General features: G+C 35.0%; 18 protein-coding genes and 1 tRNA gene. 12 read left to right on the top strand and 7 right to left on the bottom strand.

Going from position 1 to position 21,902, the window contains the following annotated elements; translation table 11 throughout:
- The first annotated feature begins 26 nt into the window (after window positions 1-26).
- A complete protein-coding gene (locus tag HM990_RS01675; RefSeq protein WP_178987271.1) occupies window positions 27-2,027 on the top strand; it encodes a TonB-dependent receptor plug domain-containing protein in 2,001 nt (666 codons plus the stop codon).
- Between the two features lie 142 nt (window positions 2,028-2,169).
- Here HM990_RS01675 and HM990_RS01670 read toward each other — a convergent pair whose 3' ends face one another.
- The 6 genes from HM990_RS01670 to HM990_RS01645 form a co-directional block, all read right to left on the bottom strand.
- Complete coding sequence (locus HM990_RS01670) at window positions 2,170-2,496, bottom strand: hemerythrin domain-containing protein (RefSeq protein ID WP_317166920.1); 327 nt, start codon at window positions 2,494-2,496, stop codon at window positions 2,170-2,172.
- On the bottom strand, window positions 2,486-3,679 hold the full coding sequence (locus HM990_RS01665) for a hypothetical protein (RefSeq protein WP_178987270.1): 1,194 nt from the start codon (window positions 3,677-3,679) through the stop codon (window positions 2,486-2,488). The genes HM990_RS01670 and HM990_RS01665 overlap by 11 nt, the downstream gene beginning before the upstream one ends.
- Window positions 3,680-4,008: 329 nt before the next feature.
- Window positions 4,009-4,740, bottom strand: a complete 732-nt coding sequence (ric, locus tag HM990_RS01660; protein WP_178987269.1) for an iron-sulfur cluster repair di-iron protein — start codon at window positions 4,738-4,740, stop codon at window positions 4,009-4,011.
- 51 nt (window positions 4,741-4,791) lie between these two features.
- Window positions 4,792-5,226 (bottom strand): RrF2 family transcriptional regulator, encoded by a 435-nt coding sequence (locus tag HM990_RS01655; protein WP_178987268.1) that lies wholly within the window; start codon window positions 5,224-5,226, stop codon window positions 4,792-4,794.
- A gap of 76 nt (window positions 5,227-5,302) precedes the next feature.
- Window positions 5,303-5,653 carry a hypothetical protein gene (locus tag HM990_RS01650; RefSeq protein ID WP_178987267.1) on the bottom strand — a complete coding sequence of 117 codons (351 nt, stop codon included), beginning with the start codon at window positions 5,651-5,653 and terminating at the stop codon, window positions 5,303-5,305.
- Window positions 5,653-6,627, bottom strand: a complete 975-nt coding sequence (locus HM990_RS01645; RefSeq protein WP_178987266.1) for a polyprenyl synthetase family protein — start codon at window positions 6,625-6,627, stop codon at window positions 5,653-5,655. Before HM990_RS01645 ends, HM990_RS01650 begins: the two co-directional genes overlap by 1 nt.
- Window positions 6,628-6,785: 158 nt before the next feature.
- Here HM990_RS01645 and HM990_RS01640 point away from each other — a divergent pair, with 158 nt between their 5' ends.
- From HM990_RS01640 to HM990_RS01605, 8 genes are all read left to right on the top strand, one after another.
- Entirely contained in the window at window positions 6,786-7,388 is a 603-nt protein-coding gene (locus tag HM990_RS01640) for a TetR/AcrR family transcriptional regulator (RefSeq protein WP_178987265.1), read from the top strand.
- A 3-nt stretch (window positions 7,389-7,391) separates the two neighbouring features.
- Entirely contained in the window at window positions 7,392-8,807 is a 1,416-nt protein-coding gene (locus tag HM990_RS01635; RefSeq protein WP_178987264.1) for a TolC family protein, read from the top strand.
- Window positions 8,808-8,813: 6 nt separating this feature from the next.
- Entirely contained in the window at window positions 8,814-10,001 is a 1,188-nt protein-coding gene (locus tag HM990_RS01630; RefSeq protein WP_178987263.1) for an efflux RND transporter periplasmic adaptor subunit, read from the top strand.
- A complete protein-coding gene (locus HM990_RS01625; protein ID WP_178987262.1) occupies window positions 9,994-13,536 on the top strand; it encodes an efflux RND transporter permease subunit in 3,543 nt (1,180 codons plus the stop codon). The genes HM990_RS01630 and HM990_RS01625 overlap by 8 nt, the downstream gene beginning before the upstream one ends.
- Before the next feature lie 78 nt (window positions 13,537-13,614).
- Window positions 13,615-15,369: an aspartate--tRNA ligase gene (aspS, locus tag HM990_RS01620; protein WP_178987261.1), complete on the top strand. Its 1,755-nt coding sequence runs from the start codon at window positions 13,615-13,617 to the stop codon at window positions 15,367-15,369.
- Between the two features lie 47 nt (window positions 15,370-15,416).
- Window positions 15,417-17,198 carry a chloride channel protein gene (locus HM990_RS01615; RefSeq protein ID WP_178987260.1) on the top strand — a complete coding sequence of 594 codons (1,782 nt, stop codon included), beginning with the start codon at window positions 15,417-15,419 and terminating at the stop codon, window positions 17,196-17,198.
- 33 nt (window positions 17,199-17,231) lie between these two features.
- Window positions 17,232-17,477: a hypothetical protein gene (locus HM990_RS01610; RefSeq protein WP_178987259.1), complete on the top strand. Its 246-nt coding sequence runs from the start codon at window positions 17,232-17,234 to the stop codon at window positions 17,475-17,477.
- A 191-nt stretch (window positions 17,478-17,668) separates the two neighbouring features.
- On the top strand, window positions 17,669-17,860 hold the full coding sequence (locus HM990_RS01605) for a cold-shock protein (RefSeq protein ID WP_173279522.1): 192 nt from the start codon (window positions 17,669-17,671) through the stop codon (window positions 17,858-17,860).
- Between the two features lie 587 nt (window positions 17,861-18,447).
- Here the strand turns inward: HM990_RS01605 and HM990_RS01600 are convergent.
- A tRNA-Leu gene (locus tag HM990_RS01600) sits at window positions 18,448-18,529 on the bottom strand.
- A gap of 119 nt (window positions 18,530-18,648) precedes the next feature.
- Between HM990_RS01600 and HM990_RS01595 the strand changes: the two genes are divergently transcribed.
- The 3 genes from HM990_RS01595 (at window position 18,649) to HM990_RS01585 (ending at window position 21,834) form a co-directional block, all read left to right on the top strand.
- Window positions 18,649-20,040: a dipeptidase gene (locus HM990_RS01595; RefSeq protein WP_178987258.1), complete on the top strand. Its 1,392-nt coding sequence runs from the start codon at window positions 18,649-18,651 to the stop codon at window positions 20,038-20,040.
- A gap of 145 nt (window positions 20,041-20,185) precedes the next feature.
- On the top strand, window positions 20,186-21,286 hold the full coding sequence (locus HM990_RS01590) for a DUF4407 domain-containing protein (protein WP_178987257.1): 1,101 nt from the start codon (window positions 20,186-20,188) through the stop codon (window positions 21,284-21,286).
- Between the two features lie 104 nt (window positions 21,287-21,390).
- A complete protein-coding gene (locus tag HM990_RS01585; RefSeq protein WP_178987256.1) occupies window positions 21,391-21,834 on the top strand; it encodes a YybH family protein in 444 nt (147 codons plus the stop codon).
- Window positions 21,835-21,902 lie beyond the last annotated feature (68 nt).

Genomic DNA, 21,902 nt, shown 5'->3' with positions numbered 1-21,902 from the left:
CATTTTAAACACTAAAATGTTCAGCTATGAAAATATTAATAATGATTTTTCTATGTCTTATAATGTCCAACATTGGAATTGCGCAAGAAAAGGAAAAAGAAGCCTCAAAAGACACCACTAAACTTGAAGAAGTCATTATTGTGTCTAGACATAAATTAAGTAATCACAGACAGGAAAAAACACTATCTAGTATAGATAATTACTTAGAAAAAGCCAATAATGTCACCATGATTAAACGTGGTAACTATGCTTGGGAACCTACCATAAACAATATGGTTAGCGAGCGATTGGTAGTTACAATAGATGGCATGCAAATTTTTGGAGCCTGTACAGATAAAATGGACCCAATTACATCTTATGTAGATGTTTCCAATTTGGATAAAGTGACTATTGGCTCTGGTCAGGAAGGCACCGAAAATGGGCATTGCGTTGGTGGAGGCATCGATTTACAGTTACCGACTTCAAAATTTAATGGCTCTGGTTTTAAATCTGGAATTGATCTAGGTTACGAAACCAACGGAAATTACAAAGCCACAGGATTGGATTTAGAATATGCCGGAAACAGATTTTTTATAAGTGCTGATGGCATTTACAGAAAATCTGATAATTACGATGCTGGCAATAACGAAGAGGTTCTATATTCACAATTCGAAAAATATAATATATCATTACAAACGGGTTATAAATTCTCTGAAACCCAACATATAGATGCCAATATTATTTATGATAGAGCTACTGATGTTGGTTATCCTGCCTTACCAATGGATGTATCCTTGGCAGAAGCATTAATCACCTCATTAACCCATTACTACACACCTGAAGATAAATTATTAAAATCTTTAGAAACCAAGTTCTATTTTAATACCATAACCCATATTATGGACGATACTAAGCGACCTGTAGTTCCGATAAGAATGGACATGCCAGGTTGGAGTGATACTTATGGTTTTTATAGTAAAGCTGATATTATAAAAAACAAACATCATTTAAATTTTAACCTCAGCGGATTTTACAATAAGTCGCTTGCAGAAATGACCATGTTTTCCAACAATCCAAACGAACCAGATATGTTTATGTACACATGGCCAGATATTAGAACACTTTATACAGGCATTTTCGCTAAAGATGATTATTACATAAATGATACGGCTAAAATTGGAACATCTATACGTTTAGGCTATCACAAAAATAGAATTACAAAAGAAGTTGGTGTGGAAAGTTTAGAAATTTTTCATCCAACTGTAGAAGATGAAATCAACAGGTTTCTTGTTAGCTTAGCCTCTGCTTACCAACTTAAAAAAGAAAACTACAACTTATCATTTGGCTTAGGTTATGGAGAACGCGCACCTTCGGTTAGCGAAGGATATGGTTTTTTTATATTTAATAGTTTTGACAATTATGATTATATAGGCAATCCAAATTTAAAGGATGAAAAATCATTAGAAGCCAACTTTAGTTTTAAGCAAAAATTCAATGATTTTGAAATTGGCGTACAATCGTCTTACTTCTATATTATGGATTATATCATTGGTGAATTAGCAACCAACGTAAGCTCAATGACCATTGGTGCCAATGGCGTACGCGTATACAATGCTTTGGATAACGCTTCTATTTTTGATGTGTATGTAAATAGTAGCTATAAAATTTCTGAACGTTTTACCATAAACGGAACCGTTGGCTATAACTACGGAAAAGGCAATAATGGCGAAAATTTGCCGCTCATAAAACCCTTCTCATACTTTGCCGAATTTAATTATACCACACCAAAATTCAATGCAGCATTGCAATTGGATGGTAACGGCAACCAAAGTAAATTTAGTAGCTTGTATGGTGAAAATGAAACCGCAGCTTATGCCATCTTAAATCTTAATCTCGGGAATGCTTTTTATGGCAAAAAAGGAAAAACAATTCTCAAGTATGGCATTGAAAATATTTTAGACAGCAACTACTCTACTTATGCCGATTGGAACAATATTCCTAGACAAGGGCGAAACTTTTATATCAACCTATCGTATATAATTCATTAGCAAACTATTACTTCCAAAATTCATCAGCCACATTGTCTTCAAAATCTTCTGGCTGATGGATTTTTTCAATCTGAAGTAATTGGGCTTCTGTCGCTACTTTTTGTATTTCAGGAAACAGCACACGTTCTTCAAATCTTATATGCTAGTCCAATTCTTCTTTAATCTCATTTAACATCTTTACATCGTCGTCTTGCTCTTCAAACAAACGTTTTAAGCGTCTGTGTTCTACCAAGGCACGTTTTATCAAATCGTTATCAGCGTTTAAAATTGGAAAAATGTGAGTTTCTTCCATTTCAAAATGCGGAATTAAATGATTTTCAAAAAACCAATTGGCATAGGCTCTGATGCGTTTGGGTTCAATATTTTTACTGAATCCTATTTTGATTTTCCAGCATAACAATAAACCATGATGATGTTCTCGGCTTAAAGGTTGAAGCGCTTTATGTCGTTTTTGAGGTTTAGGTTGCATAATTTTTGTGTTTAATACTATTGAATAAAATAAAGCCAATTCCTAAGGGTAAAAAGATACTGAATAGAAATAAGAACAGATAATAATATGGAAGGATTCCGCTTCCAAAGTAAAACATAACCCCTTGAATTAACAAAAGTAATTCCGTTGCTACAAAGCCAAAAAGAAAACTATAAATACCGAAATTTAGAGATTTTGAAAACGTCACTAAATTAGCTTGTAAGATAAAAGCAAATAAAAATCCTGAAATAACACCAAGCATTAATAAATGAATAAAGCCAATGACAAAATTGCGATGCTCGTAAACCACTTGTGAAAACTCAGGTAAAATTGAAAGCGATTGAAATGCCACTTTTAAGATAAAACAAACCAATGGAAAACCATACATGTATAAAACGAGTTTGTTTTTAGGGTTTGCTAGAGCTTTTCGTTGAGGCTTTATAACTTGAAAGAATTTGGCAAGTGCTAAAATTTGAATTATAACACCTAATCCATTAATCCACAACAAACTGTTATGAGGCGCAAACCATTGAATGGGCAAAGCAAAAGTCAAAATAGTTGAAACGATCAATAGCCAAAAAAAAATTCTGAATACTCTAGAATCTTCAACTCGTAAAATATGAAAAAACACGGCCAAAACGGCTATTAAAAACCAACCATTAAACTGAAAATGTAAAAAGAATTGTATAGCTATTTGATAAAATGCAGAGGCTTGACCAAGCATAGAAACTGCTGGTCCTAAACACCAAACACCAATGGTAGAGATTACCATAAAAATTAAAGAAGTCTTTAATAATTTTTGACTTACAGTTGAAGTGGCCTTATGGTGTTTCCAAATCAAATACACAAAATAATAACTACAAAAAATATGTAGTGTTGAAAATGAAATGGAAACGGCTGCATAACCTTGAAAAGGGAAACTCAGCATCATGCCAACCACAGCAATTTCCGTTAGCCAAAACAACCGATTAAAAACCTTGGGTTTCTCTGGAACAAAATAATGAACAAAAAGCGTGTATAACATCAAATAAACCCAACCCAACATGGCCACATGTGAGTGTGCATGCGTTAAAAACCTATAATTAACTCCAATGGATTCCAAAAATGAAAAGCGCAGCGCCAAACCCATTGCTGCAGCAATCAAGAAATTTATTAAACATGTGATGACCAATTTTTTTAGCATTGTTTGGTTTATGATTATGGGATATGACGTTAGATTATTTTGAAACTAATTTCAATAATTAACACAAATCTCTTCGTAAATGGTAAGCAAAATTATTATAAAAATTAGAATGCGTTTACCAGACCTCAAAGAAGTTTTAAAAACCTATGAGGTCTTTTAACTAGCTAATTATTCAATTAACCGCAGAAAAATAGTGAGTCTTTTAAAAATTAGTGCAAATTCGTGTCAAACTTTTTTCAACACAATCATTATACAGAAAAAATCCCGAAAATGCTTAGGGAAACACTTCAGGATTTTTTTCAAAAATAGAAATTAATTAGGGTTTGCTATTAACCAAATTGTTGTTCTAATTTTACAGCTGCGGGAAACAGAATATTGTTTTCTAAATGAATATGCAAATGCAAATCTTTTTCAAATTCCTCTAACATCGCAAAGGTGACTTTATAGGTATTACAAGCATCTGCTGGTGGATTATAATTGTCTGTTAATTCGGCGATTTGTCTAAAACGTTCCCCTTCATTATCATGTTCTTGCATCATCAGGGCAATTGGATTTTCAACGGTTCCGAATTGAGGTGATTGCAATTCAACATTTACTAGTTGAGCATTGACCATCTTTTTAATAAATGGAAAAAGAATAAGTTCTTCCTTTTTCATATGCGATGCCAATTCGCCAGCAGACGCAGTAAACAAATCGTTGATTTTAAACAACTCCGGATGACGCTCGCCATGCACACGACACAATTTATCTAAAAACTGACGTAATACAGGGATTTTGTCTTCCACATATCTGTGGTGCTTCTTTTCAATATACTCAGCCAACAAATCTAGTGGCCAAGATTTATAATCTATAGATTCTCCTGTTTTGGTATTTAAAACTTGATTTATTTCATCCATTATTTTAGAACTATCAAGCCCTTTTTTCTCACAAGCTTCAGCAACAGTTCTATTACCATTACAGCAAAAATCAATTTTGTATTTCGAAAAAATTGCTGCAGTTCTAAAATCGTCTGCAACATATTGCCCTATTTCTTTTTCTGTGTTTTTTTGTAATACTTCCATGTTAATCAATTTTAATTCGGATTATTTTATCTTATTTATATTTAAATTTTTTTAGACCTTTAAAAATGAAACACCAGACTTAATGTCTAATGCTAATTGTTCTAACGTTGTGTTTTCTAACATATCCTTTAGTTCTTCTCTAATCAACTTAAACTTATCGTGTACCGGACAAGGATGATTTTCATCACAGGTATGTAACCCTAACCCACATCCACTATAGATATTATCACCATCAATAGCATATACAATTTGAGAAAGTTTGGTTGTTGCAATTTTATCTTTATCCATCTCAAAACCACCATAAGCACCTCGAACCGATTTTACCACACCATGTCTCACTAAGGCTTGTAGAATTTTTGCCGTAAATGCTTGTGGCGAATCAATTTCTGCAGCAATTTCCTTTGGAGTCACACGTTTGTTTTCCGTTGAATTGACAGCAATAAAGATTGCCGCTTTTATTCCATATTCACACGCTTTTGAAAACATACTGTTAGTTCTAATTTACACTACAAAAATAATACTTTTTTTTATATAAGATAATTTTATCTGATATAAATTACTGTTAAGAATATTTTGCCTTATACCAAACCTTCTGCCATTCACGCTGCAGAATTAAAAACGTAACGTCTTCGGATAGTTTCACCGTATCATTTCCATCTAATTCTCGAATTTTCAATTCTGAAACATCAACGATATAAAGCAAATTAAGGTAGTCTGAAAATTTAGAATTTATAAGATAAAAAATGGTGTCTTGAAGCACCAGCTTTAAACTCGTCGGCAAGGTTTCTTCGTCAAACTCTAAATCGACATTAGCATAGAGCAAATCTTTATTGAGTTGAACAATTAGCTTTTTATAGAGGTTTAAGCTAGTGGCTTCCTCAACTAAAGTTTCAAAATTTGATATCAACGGCATTAAACGTTTCTATTCATTAACTGTTCACCAAATAATCTCAATGATTGCTTTTTTTCTGCAGCAACATTGAGGTGTTCTAAAATTTCAAAGGCTTTTTTGGTATAATCCTTTACCGCATTTTGGGTGGCTTCTGCTGCACCAGAAGTGGTAAACAATGCCTTGACTCTTTCTACCTTATTAGCATCAGGAAGTTCTGAGTTCGACATAAAGGTCCGTAAATTCAACCGATCATCTTCAGAACCTAACTCTAAAGTCTTCAAAACTAAATATGTCTTTTTGTTTTCCAAAATATCACCTCCAACTTGCTTTCCAAATGTTTCCGGATCTCCAAAAGCATCCAGATAATCGTCTTGCAATTGAAATGCAATTCCTAAAAGCCGTCCGAATTCATAAATAGAATTTTGGTCTTCATCCGAAGCCTTCGCGACAATCGCACCCATTTTCATGGCAGCACCAACCAAAACAGCTGTTTTATATTCAATCATTTTTAAATACTCAGAAATCGCAACATCGTCTCGAGTTTCAAAATCAATATCATATTGTTGACCTTCACAAACCTCTAAAGCTGTTTTACTAAACAGTTTTGCCAATGCCTGAAATGTCTCAGCTTCATAATTCTCAAACAGTTGGTAGGCCATTATCAACATGGCATCGCCTGAAAGAATACCTGTGTTGAGATTCCATTTTTCATGGACCGTTTGTTCACCTCTCCGCAATGGTGCATCATCCATAATATCGTCATGTACCAATGAAAAATTATGAAATACCTCAATAGACAAGGCCGCATCCATAGCACTTTTAGTATGTCCACCAAAAACCTCTGTTGTCATTAAAGTTAAAATTGGTCGTAAGCGTTTGCCACCTAATTGCAGAATATAATTAATAGGACGGTATAGATTTTTAGGCTCTTTATTTATGGTAAATCCTTCTAAATAGTTTAGAAAGGATTTTTGGTACTGTTCAATGTGTTGCATGAGACAAAAATAATTTAATTGTTTTAATAAATCCTGAAAGCTTAAAAGGAAGGTGTTAAAAAAACATTAAAACTTTGGAAACTTCTTTGGTTTTTAAAGTTTCCTGTTGTAGATTTGCGCCTTGATAAAAAGAGTTTCCCTTTATACGGAAGAGAAGAATGAAAGACAAAATAATATTAAAATCCACAGATTTGTTCTTAAACCTAGGCTTTAAGAGCGTAACTATGGACGATATTGCTAATGAAATGGGTATTTCCAAAAAAACCATTTATCAGCATTTTCAGAATAAAACCAAATTAGTAGAAGCAACTGCGCTGCATGTTTTTGAAAATATTTCGCATGGTATTGACTGTATTTGTGAGTTAGATAAAAACCCAATTGAAGAAATTTATGAAATCAAACGGTTTGTAATGCTCCATTTAAAAGACGAGAAATCATCGCCTCAATACCAGCTTCAAAAGTATTATCCGAAGATTTATGCCACTTTAAAAACCAAGCAATTCGAAAAAATGCTAGGTTGTGTGACTCAAAATTTAGAACGTGGCGTCTCCCAAGGACTTTATAGGGATTCTATAGAAATTGATTTTGTAGCACGACTCTATTTTAACAGTATGGTGTCTTTAAAAGACCAAGATATTTTTCCTCGAGAAAATTTCTCCATGCAGATGCTAATGAACAGTTATCTGGAATACCATTTAAGAGGTATTTGCTCAGAAAAAGGATTACAAACACTAACACATTTACATACCAACCTCAATTAAATAATGAAAAAAACACTCATATTCATACTCGGTTTCATTGTTTTTCAAACAGGATTTTCGCAAGAAATTCCCACAAGTTTGTCACTACAAGAAGCTATAGATTATGCACTAAAGAATAACCGAACAGCCATTAATGCAGCACGCGATATAGATGCTGCAGAACAACAGAAATGGGAAACTACAGCAAGTGGATTGCCTCAAATAAATGCAAGTATAGATTATCAAAACAATTTAAAACAGCAAGTTTCATTATTGCCTGCCTCTGCATTTGACCCGTTTAGCAGTATCAGACAATTGGAAGATTACTATGATCTTGAAAACTTACAGATTCAGCCATTACCAGCCGAACCAGAAGGATTTTTACCTATAGTTTTTGGCACCAAACAAAATATGACGGCTTTCGCCACTTTAAACCAAAAAATATTTGATGGTTCTTATTTAGTAGGTCTTCAATCTGCTAAAGTGTTTTTAGAAATCTCCAAAAATGCTAAAGTTAAAACGGATTTGGAAGTACGAAAAGCGGTGATTGAAGCCTACGGAAACGTCTTGTTAGCCGAAGAAAGCATCCAAATTTTTCAAAGGAATATCGATGTGCTGGAAAAGAATCTGTTCGAAACACAGAAAATTTATGAGAACGGTTTGGGCGAAGAAGAAAGTGTGGAGCAATTACAAATCACGCTTTCTGGAGTGCAAAGCAACCTGAACAACGTGGAGCGCTTAAAAACCCTAGCCTACCAAATGCTCAATATAAATTTGGGGTTAGATGTTTACAATGATTTGGTTCTAACGGACAATCTAGAAACCTTGACTGCCGAAAACATATCATTAGCTATTCTGGAGGTAGAAAACAATCCAGAAAGTACCATTGATTACCTAATTGCCCAGAACGACACCAAAGCGAAAGAGTTAATGGTTAAACTGGAAAAAAGTAAAGCCTTACCAACGCTTAATGCGTTTATAAATGGCGGTTATTCCGGTTTTAGCGATGAGTTTACATTTGCTGACAGAAGTCAGGATTGGTTTGGCTCATCATTATTTGGTGTAAGCCTCGATATCCCAATATTTAGTTCAGGAATGCGAAGCGCTTCGACCCAACGTGCACAAATCAATCTTGAAAAAGCGCAAACCGAATTAACAGAAACTGAACAACGCATCAAACTTCAAATTGCTTCAGCCAAAAGCGATTACCAATTCGCCATTGAGGATTATGAAAACAAAAAAGAAAATTTAGCATTGGCTGAGCGCATTGAAACAAAAAATCAAACCAAATTTTTTGAAGGCATCGGATCTAGTTTCGAGTTGCGACAAGCTCAAACCCAATTATACACAGCACAACAAGAATTACTTCAAGCGATGCTTGATGTTATTAATAAAAAAGCAGCTTTAGAAACGGCATTAAATACCATAACATTAAACTAACCAATCATGAAAAACATATATTCAATATTTATTATCACCTTACTTTTGACCTCTTGTGGAGGCGGACAGAAAAATTCCACAGAGAATGTGTTAGAAAGTAATAGTTTAGAAACCATAAGAAAAAAACGTGGCGAATTGGTCAATGAACAAGAAGCCCTGAACGAGCAAATAAAAATGCTCGATGAGAAAATTAAAACCTTAGATACTACCAAACACGTACCATTAATAACCACATTTACAGCTAAAACTGAAAAATTTGAACACGTTTTAGAGCTTCAAGGAAATGTGACCACAAAAAATCTATTAACTATTACACCTGAGTATAATGGTATTTTAACTCATGTTTATGTAAAAGAAGGTCAAAAAGTAAGAAAAGGGCAAGTGCTTGCCAAAATTGATGATGGTGGTTTAAGTCAGCAAATAGCTCAATTAAAAATTCAATCTGATTTAGCAAAAACGACTTATGAGCGTCAAAAACGTCTTTGGGATCAAAACATTGGGAGTGAAATTCAATTTTTACAGGCCAAATCAACCTATGAGTCGCAACAGGAAGCTGTTAATCAATTACAACAACAAATAGCCAAAACTACAGTGAAAGCTCCTTTTTCCGGTACTATCGACGATGTCATTACCGAACAGGGAAGCGTGGTAGCTGCAGGTCAAACACCACTGATGCGTATTGTTAACCTTGATGATATGTATATTGAGGTTGAAGTACCTGAAAGCTATGTGTCTAATGTTGTAAAAGGTAAAAAAGTACAAGTAGAACTTCCTGTGTTAGGAAAAACTATAGATACAGAAATTCGTCAAGTGAGTGATTTTATTAATCCTGCCAATCGAACCTTTACAGCTGAGATTGAAGTGCCTAATAAAGACAAAGACATCAAACCCAATCTTACAGCACGCTTAAAAATTAACGATTACACTAGTGAAAATGCCATTTTAATTCCGCAGAGTGTCATTTCCGAAAATGCTGAAGGTGAGCAATATGTCTATGTAGTTTCCAATAAAAATGCCGAAGATGTCGGTACGGCAAAACGTGTCATTATTGAAACAGGCAAAACGCAAGGCGATATTATAGAAGTCACAAACAATCTGGAACCAGGTGCCGAAATCATTAAAGAAGGTGCAAGAAGTGTAAAAGATGGACAATCCGTAGAAGTTATCAAATATAAAGAAGCAGGTAATGAGTAAAAAAACTAAAAAAAATACCGAAAAAGAATTTGGATTTTCGTCTTGGGCAATAAACAATAAAACCACAATGTTTGTGCTTATTGCTGTCTTTTTCTACTTAGGTGTTTCTGCTTTCTTTAGTATGCCGAGAGAGAATTTCCCTGAGGTAAACGAAACCAAAATCTACGTGAGTACGGTTTACCCTGGAAATACGGCCGAGGACATTGAGAAATTAATCATAGACCCTTTAGAAGATAAACTGAAAACGGTGAGTAATGTGGTTGAAACCACTTCTACGTCTCAAGAAGATTATGGGATGTTGGTTGTAGAGTTTGATGAAAACATTACCGTAGAACAAGCTTTACAAAAGGTAAAAGATGAAATTGATACAGAAACATCCAATGAAGATTGGCCAACCTTCAATGGTGCCAAAGTAGAACCAGATGTTTTTGAATTGAGTCTTTCTGAAGAAATGCCGATTCTCAACATTAATATTTCCGGCGATTATCCCGTTGAAAAATTAAAGGATTTTGCAGAATATCTTCAAGATGAAATTGAGGATTTACAGGAAATTAAAAAAGCAGATATTAGAGGTGCTCAGGAAAAAGAGGTTGAAGTTGCCGTGGATATCTATAAAATGATGGCAGCCAAGGTCACCTTTAGTGATATTCTTGGTGCTATTAGCAATGGGAATGTGACACAATCCGCAGGAAATTTAAAAACCAGCGGCCAACGTAGGACCATAAGGATTATCGGCGAAATTGATGAGCCTTCAGAATTGGAAAACTTTGTCGTTAAAGCAGAAAATGGCAATGCCATCTATCTAAAAGATGTGGCAACTGTTTCTTTTGAGGAAGAAGATAATACAACCTATGCCAGAAAATCTGGTAAGCCTGTAGTGATGCTAGATGTGAAGAAACGAGCAGGTAAAAATATGGTGGCTGCTGCAGAACAAATACAAGTCATTGTTGAAGACGCAGTTAGCAATGTTTTTCCTGCAGATCTTGAAGTAAGTATCACTAACGACCAATCAGAAAAGACAATAGGACAGGTGGATGATTTGGTAAACAATATCATCTTTGGTGTAATTTTGGTAGTTACCGTTTTAATGTTCTTTTTAGGATTTAAAAACGCGCTTTTCGTTGGGTTTGCCATACCAATGTCCATGTTTATGTCTTTAATGATATTAAGTCTTATTGGCTATAGCTTAAATACCATGGTGCTTTTTGGGTTGATTATGGGACTGGGAATGCTGGTGGACAATGGTATCGTGGTAGTTGAAAATGTCTATAGGTTAATGGAAGAGGAAGGCATGAGCCGGATTGAAGCTGCCAAAAAAGGTATTGGGGAAATTGCGTTTCCTATCATCATTTCTACATTAACTACGGTTGCTGCCTTTGTACCATTAGGACTTTGGCCTGGAATTATGGGTGAATTCATGAAAATTTTGCCTATAACTTTATCCATTGTTTTAGGATCTTCACTATTCGTTGCCATTTTTTTCAATTCGGTTTTAGTATCGCGTTACATGACTATTGAAGACAAGGACATGCCCTTAAAACAAATTATTAAAACCAGCTCAATTGTTGCTGTTATAGGTTTACTTATCTTATTGTTTGGTGGCGCCTACAGAGGCTTGGGTACCATTATGATATTTACAGCTATTATGATGTGGGCTTATCGCTTTTTCATCAGAAAATGGGCTAATAATTTTCAAAACAAAACACTTGTAAAACTAGAATCTTGGTACGAGGGTCAATTGCGTTGGGCATTAACCAAAAGAAAGCCTTATGTATTAAGTATCGGGACCGTTTTATTACTGATTGCAGCATTTGTTGCCTTCGGAATTTCACTTTCGACCCAACGTACAAAAGTAGAGTTTTTTCCAGACAATAAGCCCAATCAGATTATTGTTTACATTGAATATCCTGAAGGTACAGCCATAGAAAAAACCAATGCCATTACCAAACAGATTGAAGAACGGGTTTCCGATGTCATTAATCAAAGCCAGTATATGGATGGCGACCGAAACTTCATGGTAGAGAGTGCAGTTTCACAAGTTGGTGAAGGTGCAGGAAACCCACAAACGGATATGGGCTCTGCAGCAGAAATGCCGCACAAAGCCAAAATCACAGCGTCTATGCGCGAATACAAATACAGACGTGGAGAAGACAGTGAATTGTTACGTCAAAAAGTACAAGAAGCTTTAGTTGGTATTTATCCAGGTGTTTTAATTTCAGTTGAAAAAGATGCGAACGGACCACCTGCTGGTTCGCCAATTAATATTGAAATTGAAGGCAATGATTACAACGAGCTCATTAATACAGCTGAAAGAATGCGCGAGTATATCAATTCTAAAAATGTGGCTGGTATTGACGAACTGAAAATAGATGTGAATAAGGACAAGCCGACCATGCTAGTTCAAATTGACCGAGAAAAAGCAGGTGAATTAGGTGTTAGTGCCAACCAAATTGGTAGTCAATTACGGAATTCAATATTTGGAGCTAAAGCCGGAATTTACAAGGAAGCTGGTGATGATTTTGATATTTATGTGCGATTTAATGAAGCAAATAGATACAATACGAGCGCCTTATTTAACCAGAACATAACCTTTAGGGACAATACAGGCCAGATTAAGGAAATTCCGTTATCTGCCGTAGCAAACCATAAAAATAATTCAGGATTTAATGCCATTAAGCATAAAGACACCAAACGTGTCGTTACCGTATATTCTGCATTAGCACCAGGTTATACTGATGCTGGAGCTATTGTGACACAGATTCAGAATGAAATGAAAAGTTTTGAAGGCTTGCCAGATGATATTCATATTGATTACACTGGTCAGATCGAAGAGCAAAACAAGCAAATGGCTTTTTTGATGGGTGCCTTCTTTACTGGACTTGGACTGATTTTCTTCATTCTTATATTTCAATTTAACTCAGTTTCAAAACCAGCAATTATCATGATTGCCATTTTCCTGAGTTTTATTGGTGTTTTTGGTGGTATCGTCCTTTCGGGTAGCGCATTCGTTATTATGATGACGATGGTTGGTATCATTTCATTGGCCGGAATTGTGGTAAATAATGGTGTGGTGCTTCTAGATTATGCACAACTTTTAATTGACCGAAAGAAAAATCAACTCGATTTAGATGACGATGAGTATTTATCCAATGACGATCTTTTTGAAAGTATCGTAAAGGCAGGTAAGGCACGTTTAAGACCCGTTTTATTAACGGCTATTACTACAATTTTAGGTCTTATTCCTTTAGCCATTGGACTAAATATTAACTTCTTTACACTTTTCGCTGAGTTTGACCCTAACATTTATATGGGAGGAGATAATGTGGTGTTTTGGGGACCTTTAGCTTGGACTGTTATTTACGGATTACTTGTGGCTACATTCTTAACTTTAATAGTAGTGCCAATTCTATTGTTTTTAAGCGTACAACTTAAAATGTGGATAAGATTGAAATTTACATCGCAATCACTAAGAGCTTCTGAAGCTGAAACGATTACCGAAATCGAAGACAGTTCCACAATTGCAATTGAGAATTAATTATAATTTGTTATTTAAATAGAAAAATCCGAAGTCTTTACTTCGGATTTTTTACTTTTGCATTTCTAATAAAAATCTATGTATAGAAGTCATAATTGTGGTGAATTAAGAGCATCACACAACAATACAGAAGTTACACTATCCGGTTGGGTTCAGGGTGTTCGCGATAAAGGATTTATGATCTATATCGATCTCCGTGATCGTTATGGCATCACGCAATTATATTTTGATGAAGAGCGTACGCCAAAAGTCATTATGGAAAAAGCGTCGAAATTGGGACGTGAATTTGTGATTCAGGTGAAGGGAAAAGTCATTGAACGTGCTTCAAAAAACCCTAATATTCCCACTGGAGATATTGAAGTTTTAGTTTCAGAACTAACTGTTTTGAACAAATCTATTGTTCCGCCTTTTACCATTGAAGACAAAACCGATGGTGGAGATGATTTACGCATGAAATATCGTTATTTGGATATTCGTCGAAATCCTGTAAAAAACAGTCTAATTTTTAGAGCAAAAGTGACTCAAGCCGTTAGAAATTATTTATCTAATGATGGTTTTATTGAAGTTGAAACACCATATTTAATTAAATCCACACCAGAAGGCGCAAGAGATTTTGTAGTGCCTTCCCGTATGAATGAAGGTCAGTTTTATGCGCTTCCACAATCGCCTCAAACCTTCAAACAGCTATTGATGGTTGGTGGCATGGATAAATATTTTCAAATTGTTAAGTGTTTTAGGGATGAAGATTTACGTGCAGACAGACAACCTGAATTCACACAAATAGATTGTGAAATGGCTTTTGTAGAGCAAGAAGATATTTTAAATGTGTTTGAAGGATTGACACGTCATTTACTCAAAGAAGTCAATGGTGTTGAAGTCGAAAAATTCCCACGACTACTTTATGACGATGCGATGCGCTTGTATGGAAACGACAAACCAGATATTAGATTTGGGATGGAGTTTGGAGAACTGAACGAAGTGGCACAACACAAAGATTTTGGGGTTTTTAATAATGCTGAATTAGTTGTTGGTATTGCGGTTCCAGGTGGTAACTCATATACAAGAAAAGAAATTGATAAGTTAATCGATTGGATAAAGCGTCCGCAAGTTGGTGCTTTGGGTATGGTTTATTGCCGAGTAAATGAGGATGGTAGTTTTAAATCTTCCGTAGATAAATTTTACGATCAGGAGGATTTAGCAAAATGGGCAGAAGTTACAGGAGCTAAAGCTGGCGATTTAATCTGTGTTTTATCAGGAGACACCAATAAAGTAAGAGCGCAACTAAGTGCCTTGCGTATGGAATTGGCGGAACGTTTAGGCCTAAGAGACCCGAAAGTATTTGCACCACTTTGGGTAGTCGATTTCCCATTATTGGAACTCGATGAAGAAACGGGTCATTACCATGCCATGCACCACCCATTTACGTCCCCAAAACCTGGACAAATAGAATTATTGGACACCCATCCAGGCGACGTAAAAGCTAACGCATACGATTTGGTTTTAAACGGAAATGAGATTGGTGGAGGATCTATTAGAATCCATGATAAAGCAACCCAAGCCATAATGCTTAAACATTTGGGCTTTAGCGAAGAAGAGGCCAAAGCACAATTTGGCTTCCTAATGGATGCTTTTGAGTATGGCGCACCACCACATGGAGGTATTGCGTTTGGACTAGATCGATTGGTTGCCATTTTAGGAGGCCAAGAAACGATTCGGGATTTTATAGCCTTCCCAAAAAACAATAATGGCAGAGATGTGATGATCGATGCACCTGCACCAATTGATGATGAACAACTTAAAGAATTGAGTTTGAAACTTAATTTGAAATCTTAATTTATTAAAATCCTGCTTTTAGCAGGATTTTTTAGTAGATTTAATTTATGCCAACGCGATCAAAACTATATAAACGTTTATTACTTTGGAGATATAAATATATTTCTGAAAAGAACTTTATATTTCTACTAAGTCTCATCATTGGTTTATTGGCAGGTATTGTTTCCGTAACCATTAAAAACGTCACTTTTGCCATAGAAGCATTTTTAGCGAAAGGCATTTATTTTTCTAACAATCAGTTATATTTTATACTTCCTGTCTTTGGTTTGTTATTGGTTTACTTATTTGTAAAATATGTTTCTAAGAAACCAAGTAGTCATGCAATTCCTTCTATATTGTATTCCCTTTCGAAACGTGGCGGTATTATTGATAAAAAAAATATCTATTTACCTTTAATAACCGCACCATTAACGGTTGGATTTGGAGGGTCTGTAGGATTGCTTGGGCCAGCAATTGCCTCAGCGGCTGCTATAAGTTCTAACTTAGGCCAATTACTCCATATCGACCGAAAAAAACGAAGTCTTTTAATAGCTTGTGCAGCGGCTGGTGCTATTGCGTCTATTTTTAAATCACCTATAGCAGCCATTATTTTTGCCATTGAAGTTTTTAGTTTGGACCTTACTTTTGCGTTTTTGCTTCCACTTCTAATTGCTTCGGTATCGTCCGTCATAACCTCCTATTTTTTCTTGGGAGATAGTGTGCTTTTCAATTTCACGGTTTCAGAAAAATTCATGATTAAGGACACCTTATTTTATGTGCTATTGGGTATAGGTACTGGAGTTGCATCGATCTATTTTTCAAAAATATACTTTGCTATTACAGGATTTTTTAATCGATTTAAATCTCCGCAACACAAACTAATCATTGGAGGTTTAGCCATTGGTGTGATGCTGTTTTTTATTCCGCCACTTTATGGTGAAGGTTTTAGTTTTATAAATGATTTAATGCTAGGCAATGATATTAAAGCTTTGGGTAATACACCTTTTGATGAACACTTGGATAACATTTGGATTGTCATTGGTTTGCTTTTCGGAATTACACTGTTTAAAGCCATTGCCATGACCACAACTTTTGCCGCTGGAGGAACTGGTGGAATTATAATTCCGACGTTAGTTATGGGAAGTGCATTGGGTAATGTGGTCGCTAAAGTGATTAATAATTGTGGGTTAAACTTCTCTGTATCCGAAGCTAACTTTACATTAATTGGCATGGCAGGCCTTATTGCAGGTGTACTTCATGCACCATTAACTGCAATTTTTTTAATTGCGGAAATAACTGGAGGATATGAGTTGTTTGTACCTTTAATGATCACAGCTTCCATGTCCTTTATCATTAATAAAAATGGTTTAGACCACACCATTTATACAAAAGAATTATTAGAAAAAGGAGCCCTTTTAACCCAAGATAAAGATCAAAGTGTCTTAACCTTAATGAAATTGGATTCAGTTATAGAACACGATTTTATCGCATTGCATCCTGAAATGAGCTTGGGCGAAATGCTAAAGGAAGGTGTTTCCAAATCGAGCCGGAATTTATTCCCAGTAACCGACTCTAAGGGGCGATTTGTTGGTATTATTCTTTTGGATGATATTCGTTCTGTTATGTTCGATCAATCTTTATATAGATCCACAACAGTAGAAACTTTCATGCATCAAGCCCCTGATTATATTTTTTATGAAAAAGATACGATGCAAGATGTTATGAAAAAATTTCAAGATTCTAAAGCATGGAATTTACCCGTTATTAAAGACAATAAATACTTTGGTTTTGTATCTAAATCTAAATTGTTAACGGCTTATCGTACCGAATTAATTAATTTTACGTCTTAATGTCATATTTCGCATTTGAATAAATTTAGCCCGATGAAAATCTTAAAAATAATTACCTTAATCGCCTTCTTAGCTTCAATTTCTAGCATTGTATGCGGATTTCTTTTAGACTTGGATTATAGTCAAAAACTAATTGGATTTGGGGTTTTAGGTTTGTTTTTAATTGTATTTCCATTGTTTTCCTACTACAGATGGAAAGGTAAAAATCTTAAAGATTATATGCTTACCAAAGAAAATCTTGATAAAATGCGTGAAAACCAACAAGATTCGAGAAAATAAAACGATTAAATTCCTACAAATCACATAGATGCCACAACACCTTTGGTCATGGGACTTCGCTCAGTTTTAATCACTTACTACCTAACGATTTGATATCAATTATTAACTGAAAAACTCAAAATAAAACAATTTATTATCATTGGGTTTTAATTTTATTTTATCTTTGCATTTTAATTTTTATCTATATTATAATGACTGGAACAGTTAAATTTTTTAATGATTCAAAAGGATTTGGATTCATTACCAACGAAGAAACAGGAAAAGACATCTTCGTACACGTATCAAACCTTAATGGCGTAGAATTGCGCGAAGGTGACAACGTAGAGTACGACGAAGAAGAAGGAAGAAAAGGAATGGTAGCTGCAAATGTGCAGGTATTATAAGTATATATCTTACAAGTTTCAACGCTCAACCTATGGTTGGGCGTTTTTTTTTGCATTATTTTAAGCTATAAATTCCAGATTATCTTATATCTAAAGTCAACATAGGATTTCTAATCATATCTTTTCATTGATTATAGCAAATGAGAAATTATTAAACCTTTTTGAAACATCTGAAAAGCTGAACAGCTTCGGCATTCATAATATTAAAAACCTTGAATGGATTATTTAAGGGGATTTTGGTTCTTGTCCTTTATATAACGTCCTAAAATAAGTTGTAAATTTTCAGTAAAATTATCGATGTACTCACATAATCTGAACTTGAATAAATAAGCCCTCTATGTTTAAAGGGCTTTGCATACAGGTGCAGAGACTAACCTCGACTGCGCTCAGCATAAACTTCTCGTCTCTTACATGATTTAAAAGTTAGTTAAACAAAAAAGCCGACTCATTAAAGTCAGCTTTTTGAAGATGTACAGGCGGAGAGACTTACTTCGACTGCGCTCAGCATAAACTTCTCGTCTCTAACATGATTCAAAAGTTAGTTAAAACAAAAAAGCCGACTCATTAAAGTCAGCTTTTTGAAGATGTACAGGCGGAGAGACTCGAACTCTCACACCTCGCGGCACTAGATCCTAAGTCTAGCGTGTCTACCAATTCCACCACGCCTGCAATTATCCAATAATTATTGGGATGCAAATATAAACAATAGTTTCAATATTCAAATAGGTTTTAAATAAGAAAATATTCGATTATGTTTTTCTTATTTTTGTTACAAACCCAATTTATATATGCAATCCATTCAATCTTACATCAACGACAACAAAGATCGTTTTCTAAATGAGCTTATAGAATTGCTCAAAATCCCTTCAATAAGTGCAGATTCCGCATACAAAGGCGATGTTTTAAAAACCGCGGACGTTATTAAAATTAGTCTAGAAAAAGCGGGCTGTGACCATGTTGAAATATGCAAAACCGATGGCTATCCAATAGTCTATGGCGAAAAAATAATTAATAAAAATTTACCAACAGTTCTTGTTTACGGCCATTACGATGTGCAACCACCAGATCCTTTAGATTTATGGAACTCACCTCCTTTTGAACCCATCATTCAGAAAACAGAGTTGCATCCCGAAGGCGCTATTTTCGCTAGAGGTGCTTGTGATGATAAAGGACAAATGTATATGCATGTTAAAGCCATGGAATACATGACTTCTAATAATGAATTGCCTTGCAATGTAAAATTTATGATTGAAGGTGAAGAGGAAGTTGGCAGCGTTAATCTTTCAAAATTCGTTAAAGCAAATCGTGAAAAACTAAAGAACGATGTGATTTTGATTTCAGATACTGGTATGATTGCTAAAGATGTTCCTTCAATCACAACAGGTCTTAGAGGCCTAAGTTATGTTGAAGTTGAAGTCACAGGACCAAACAGAGATTTACATTCTGGACTTTATGGAGGCGCTGTGGCAAACCCGATCAACGTTTTGACAAAAATGATTGCGTCGCTCCATGATGAAAACAATCATATTACCATTCCTGGATTTTATGATAAGGTTGAAAATTTGTCTGATGCTGAACGCGCCGAAATGGCAAAAGCACCATTTTCACTAGAAGCTTATAAAAAATCATTGGATATCGATGCCGTTTATGGTGAAAAGGGTTACACAACTAACGAACGTAATTCAATTCGTCCTACCTTAGATGTCAATGGTATTTGGGGAGGATACACTGGTGAAGGCGCAAAAACCGTAATTGCTAGCAAAGCTTATGCGAAAATATCTATGCGATTGGTACCTCATCAAGATTGGGAGGAGATAACAGAATTGTTCAAAAACCATTTTGAAAGTATAGCACCAAAAGGTGTAAACGTAAAAGTAACACCTCATCATGGCGGTCAAGGTTATGTAACTCCTATTGACAGTGTTGGTTATAAGGCAGCTTCAAAAGCTTACGAACAAACCTTTGGGAAAACACCAATTCCGCAACGCAGTGGTGGTAGTATTCCTATTGTATCGCTTTTTGAACAAGAACTGAACAGCAAAACAATTTTAATGGGCTTTGGTTTAGATAGCGACGCTATTCACTCTCCTAATGAACATTTTGGCATTTGGAATTACCTTAAGGGCATTGAAACCATTCCTTGGTTTTATAAGCATTTTACAGAATTAATGCGTAATTAAGTAAAAAATCATACAAAATTTGTTAAAAGCTTCCTTCTAAAGGAAGCTTTTTTAGTACCAAAGTGTAACAAAACGAATCATTTAGCGTTCTAATAGACAATCTATCCTGAGCGTAGTCGAAGGATCAATCAAAAAACAATCAATCATGTTAAAGCAATTCTTCATCCTCTGCTCTGGCGCAGACACCGACATTTTAAACGACTGTTCTATTGGCGAACAAAATAAATATGCAGGTATTGGTGCCACCGTTTTCTTTACTGCTGTTATGGCAACCATTGCAGCAAGTTATGCACTTTATACCGTTTTTGACAATCTCTACTCTTCACTATTTTTTGGACTGATTTGGGGTTTACTAATTTTTAATTTAGACCGATATATCGTTTCAACCATCAAAAAAAGAGATAATGTTATAGACGAAATTCTACAAGCTACGCCGAGGATTTTATTAGCTGTTATTATCGCTGTTGTGATTTCGAAACCTTTAGAGCTTAAGATTTTTGAAAAAGAAATCAATCAGGTGTTATTAGAGCAAAAAAATGAACTGACCTTAGCCAACCAAAATCAAATCGCAGAACAGTTTAATCCAAAAATCGCCGAACTCGAAAGTGAGATTTTAGGATTACGATCTCAAATAGATTTAAAAGAAACTGAAGTCAATGCCTTATACGATATATACATTTCTGAAGCCGAAGGTACAGCAGGCACAAAACTCTTGGGGAAAGGACCTGTTTATAAAGAAAAACGAGATAAACATGATGCTGGCTTAGCCGAATTGCAACAGTTAAAAAACGATAACAAAGCTAAAATTGCAGCAATAGAAACTCAAATAGCTACACTTCAAGGAGCATACTCTACAAATGTGGCCGAATCGCAACCTATCATAGATAATTTTGATGGTTTAATGGCTCGTGTAACAGCTTTAGGTGCATTACCTTGGTTACCATCATTCTTTATTTTTTTATTGTTTTTGGCTATTGAAACCTCTCCAATAATTGCGAAACTTTTATCGCCAAAGGGTGAATTCGATTACAGATTACAAGACCAAGAAACCACTATTCAAACTTGGACCATGCAAAAAGTAGCAGAACGGAAACTGCTTCTAAAAACCGATAATGACATCAACAATAAAGTCTACACCGAAATTGCTGACGAAGAAGACGTGATGAATTACAAACGCAAAAAGGCTCGTGAGTTGATGCAACATCAAGCTGATGCTTTTTTGGAGAAGCAGAAAAGTATGCTTTAAATGCATTAGACCTTTCGGGTTTTGAAAACCTGAAAGGTCTAACACTAAATTACTTTTTTTTTAAAATTAAGTTATTACTTTTAGGACACCAAAACCTATTTGAAATGAAAATAATTTACTTCACTTTCATCATTCTATTATTTAGCTGTGGGTCTCATCAAAATACGCAAGAGGACACATTTGAAACTGCTAAAATGGCCATTCAAAAAGTAATGAACGACCAAGAAATCGCATGGAATAATCACGATTTAGAAGACTTTATGCAAGGCTACTGGGAAAGTGATGCACTAAAATTCTATGGAAGCAGTGAACTTACCAAAGGTTGGGAAAAAACGTTAGCGAATTATAAAAAAGGCTATCCCACAAAAGCAGAAAGTGGGACACTGAAATTTATAATTAACGATATATCCAAAATTGAAGGAAATAATTATTGGGTTATGGGAGAATATCATCTCAAACGCTCGATTGGAGATGCCAATGGAGTTTTCATGATTATCTTTAAAAAGATAAATGGCGAATGGAAAATTGTCGCTGATATGTCTTGTTGAAGTTGAAACTGAAAAACGGGATAATTCTAAAAGTAAGATCTCGTTGTAAAAACGGGATTAGTTCAACT

This window comes from Winogradskyella schleiferi (assembly GCF_013394655.1).
Lineage (GTDB): Bacteria > Bacteroidota > Bacteroidia > Flavobacteriales > Flavobacteriaceae > Winogradskyella > Winogradskyella schleiferi.
The sequence above is the reverse complement of the archived record's forward strand: the minus strand, read 5'-3'. Positions and strand labels throughout refer to the sequence as shown.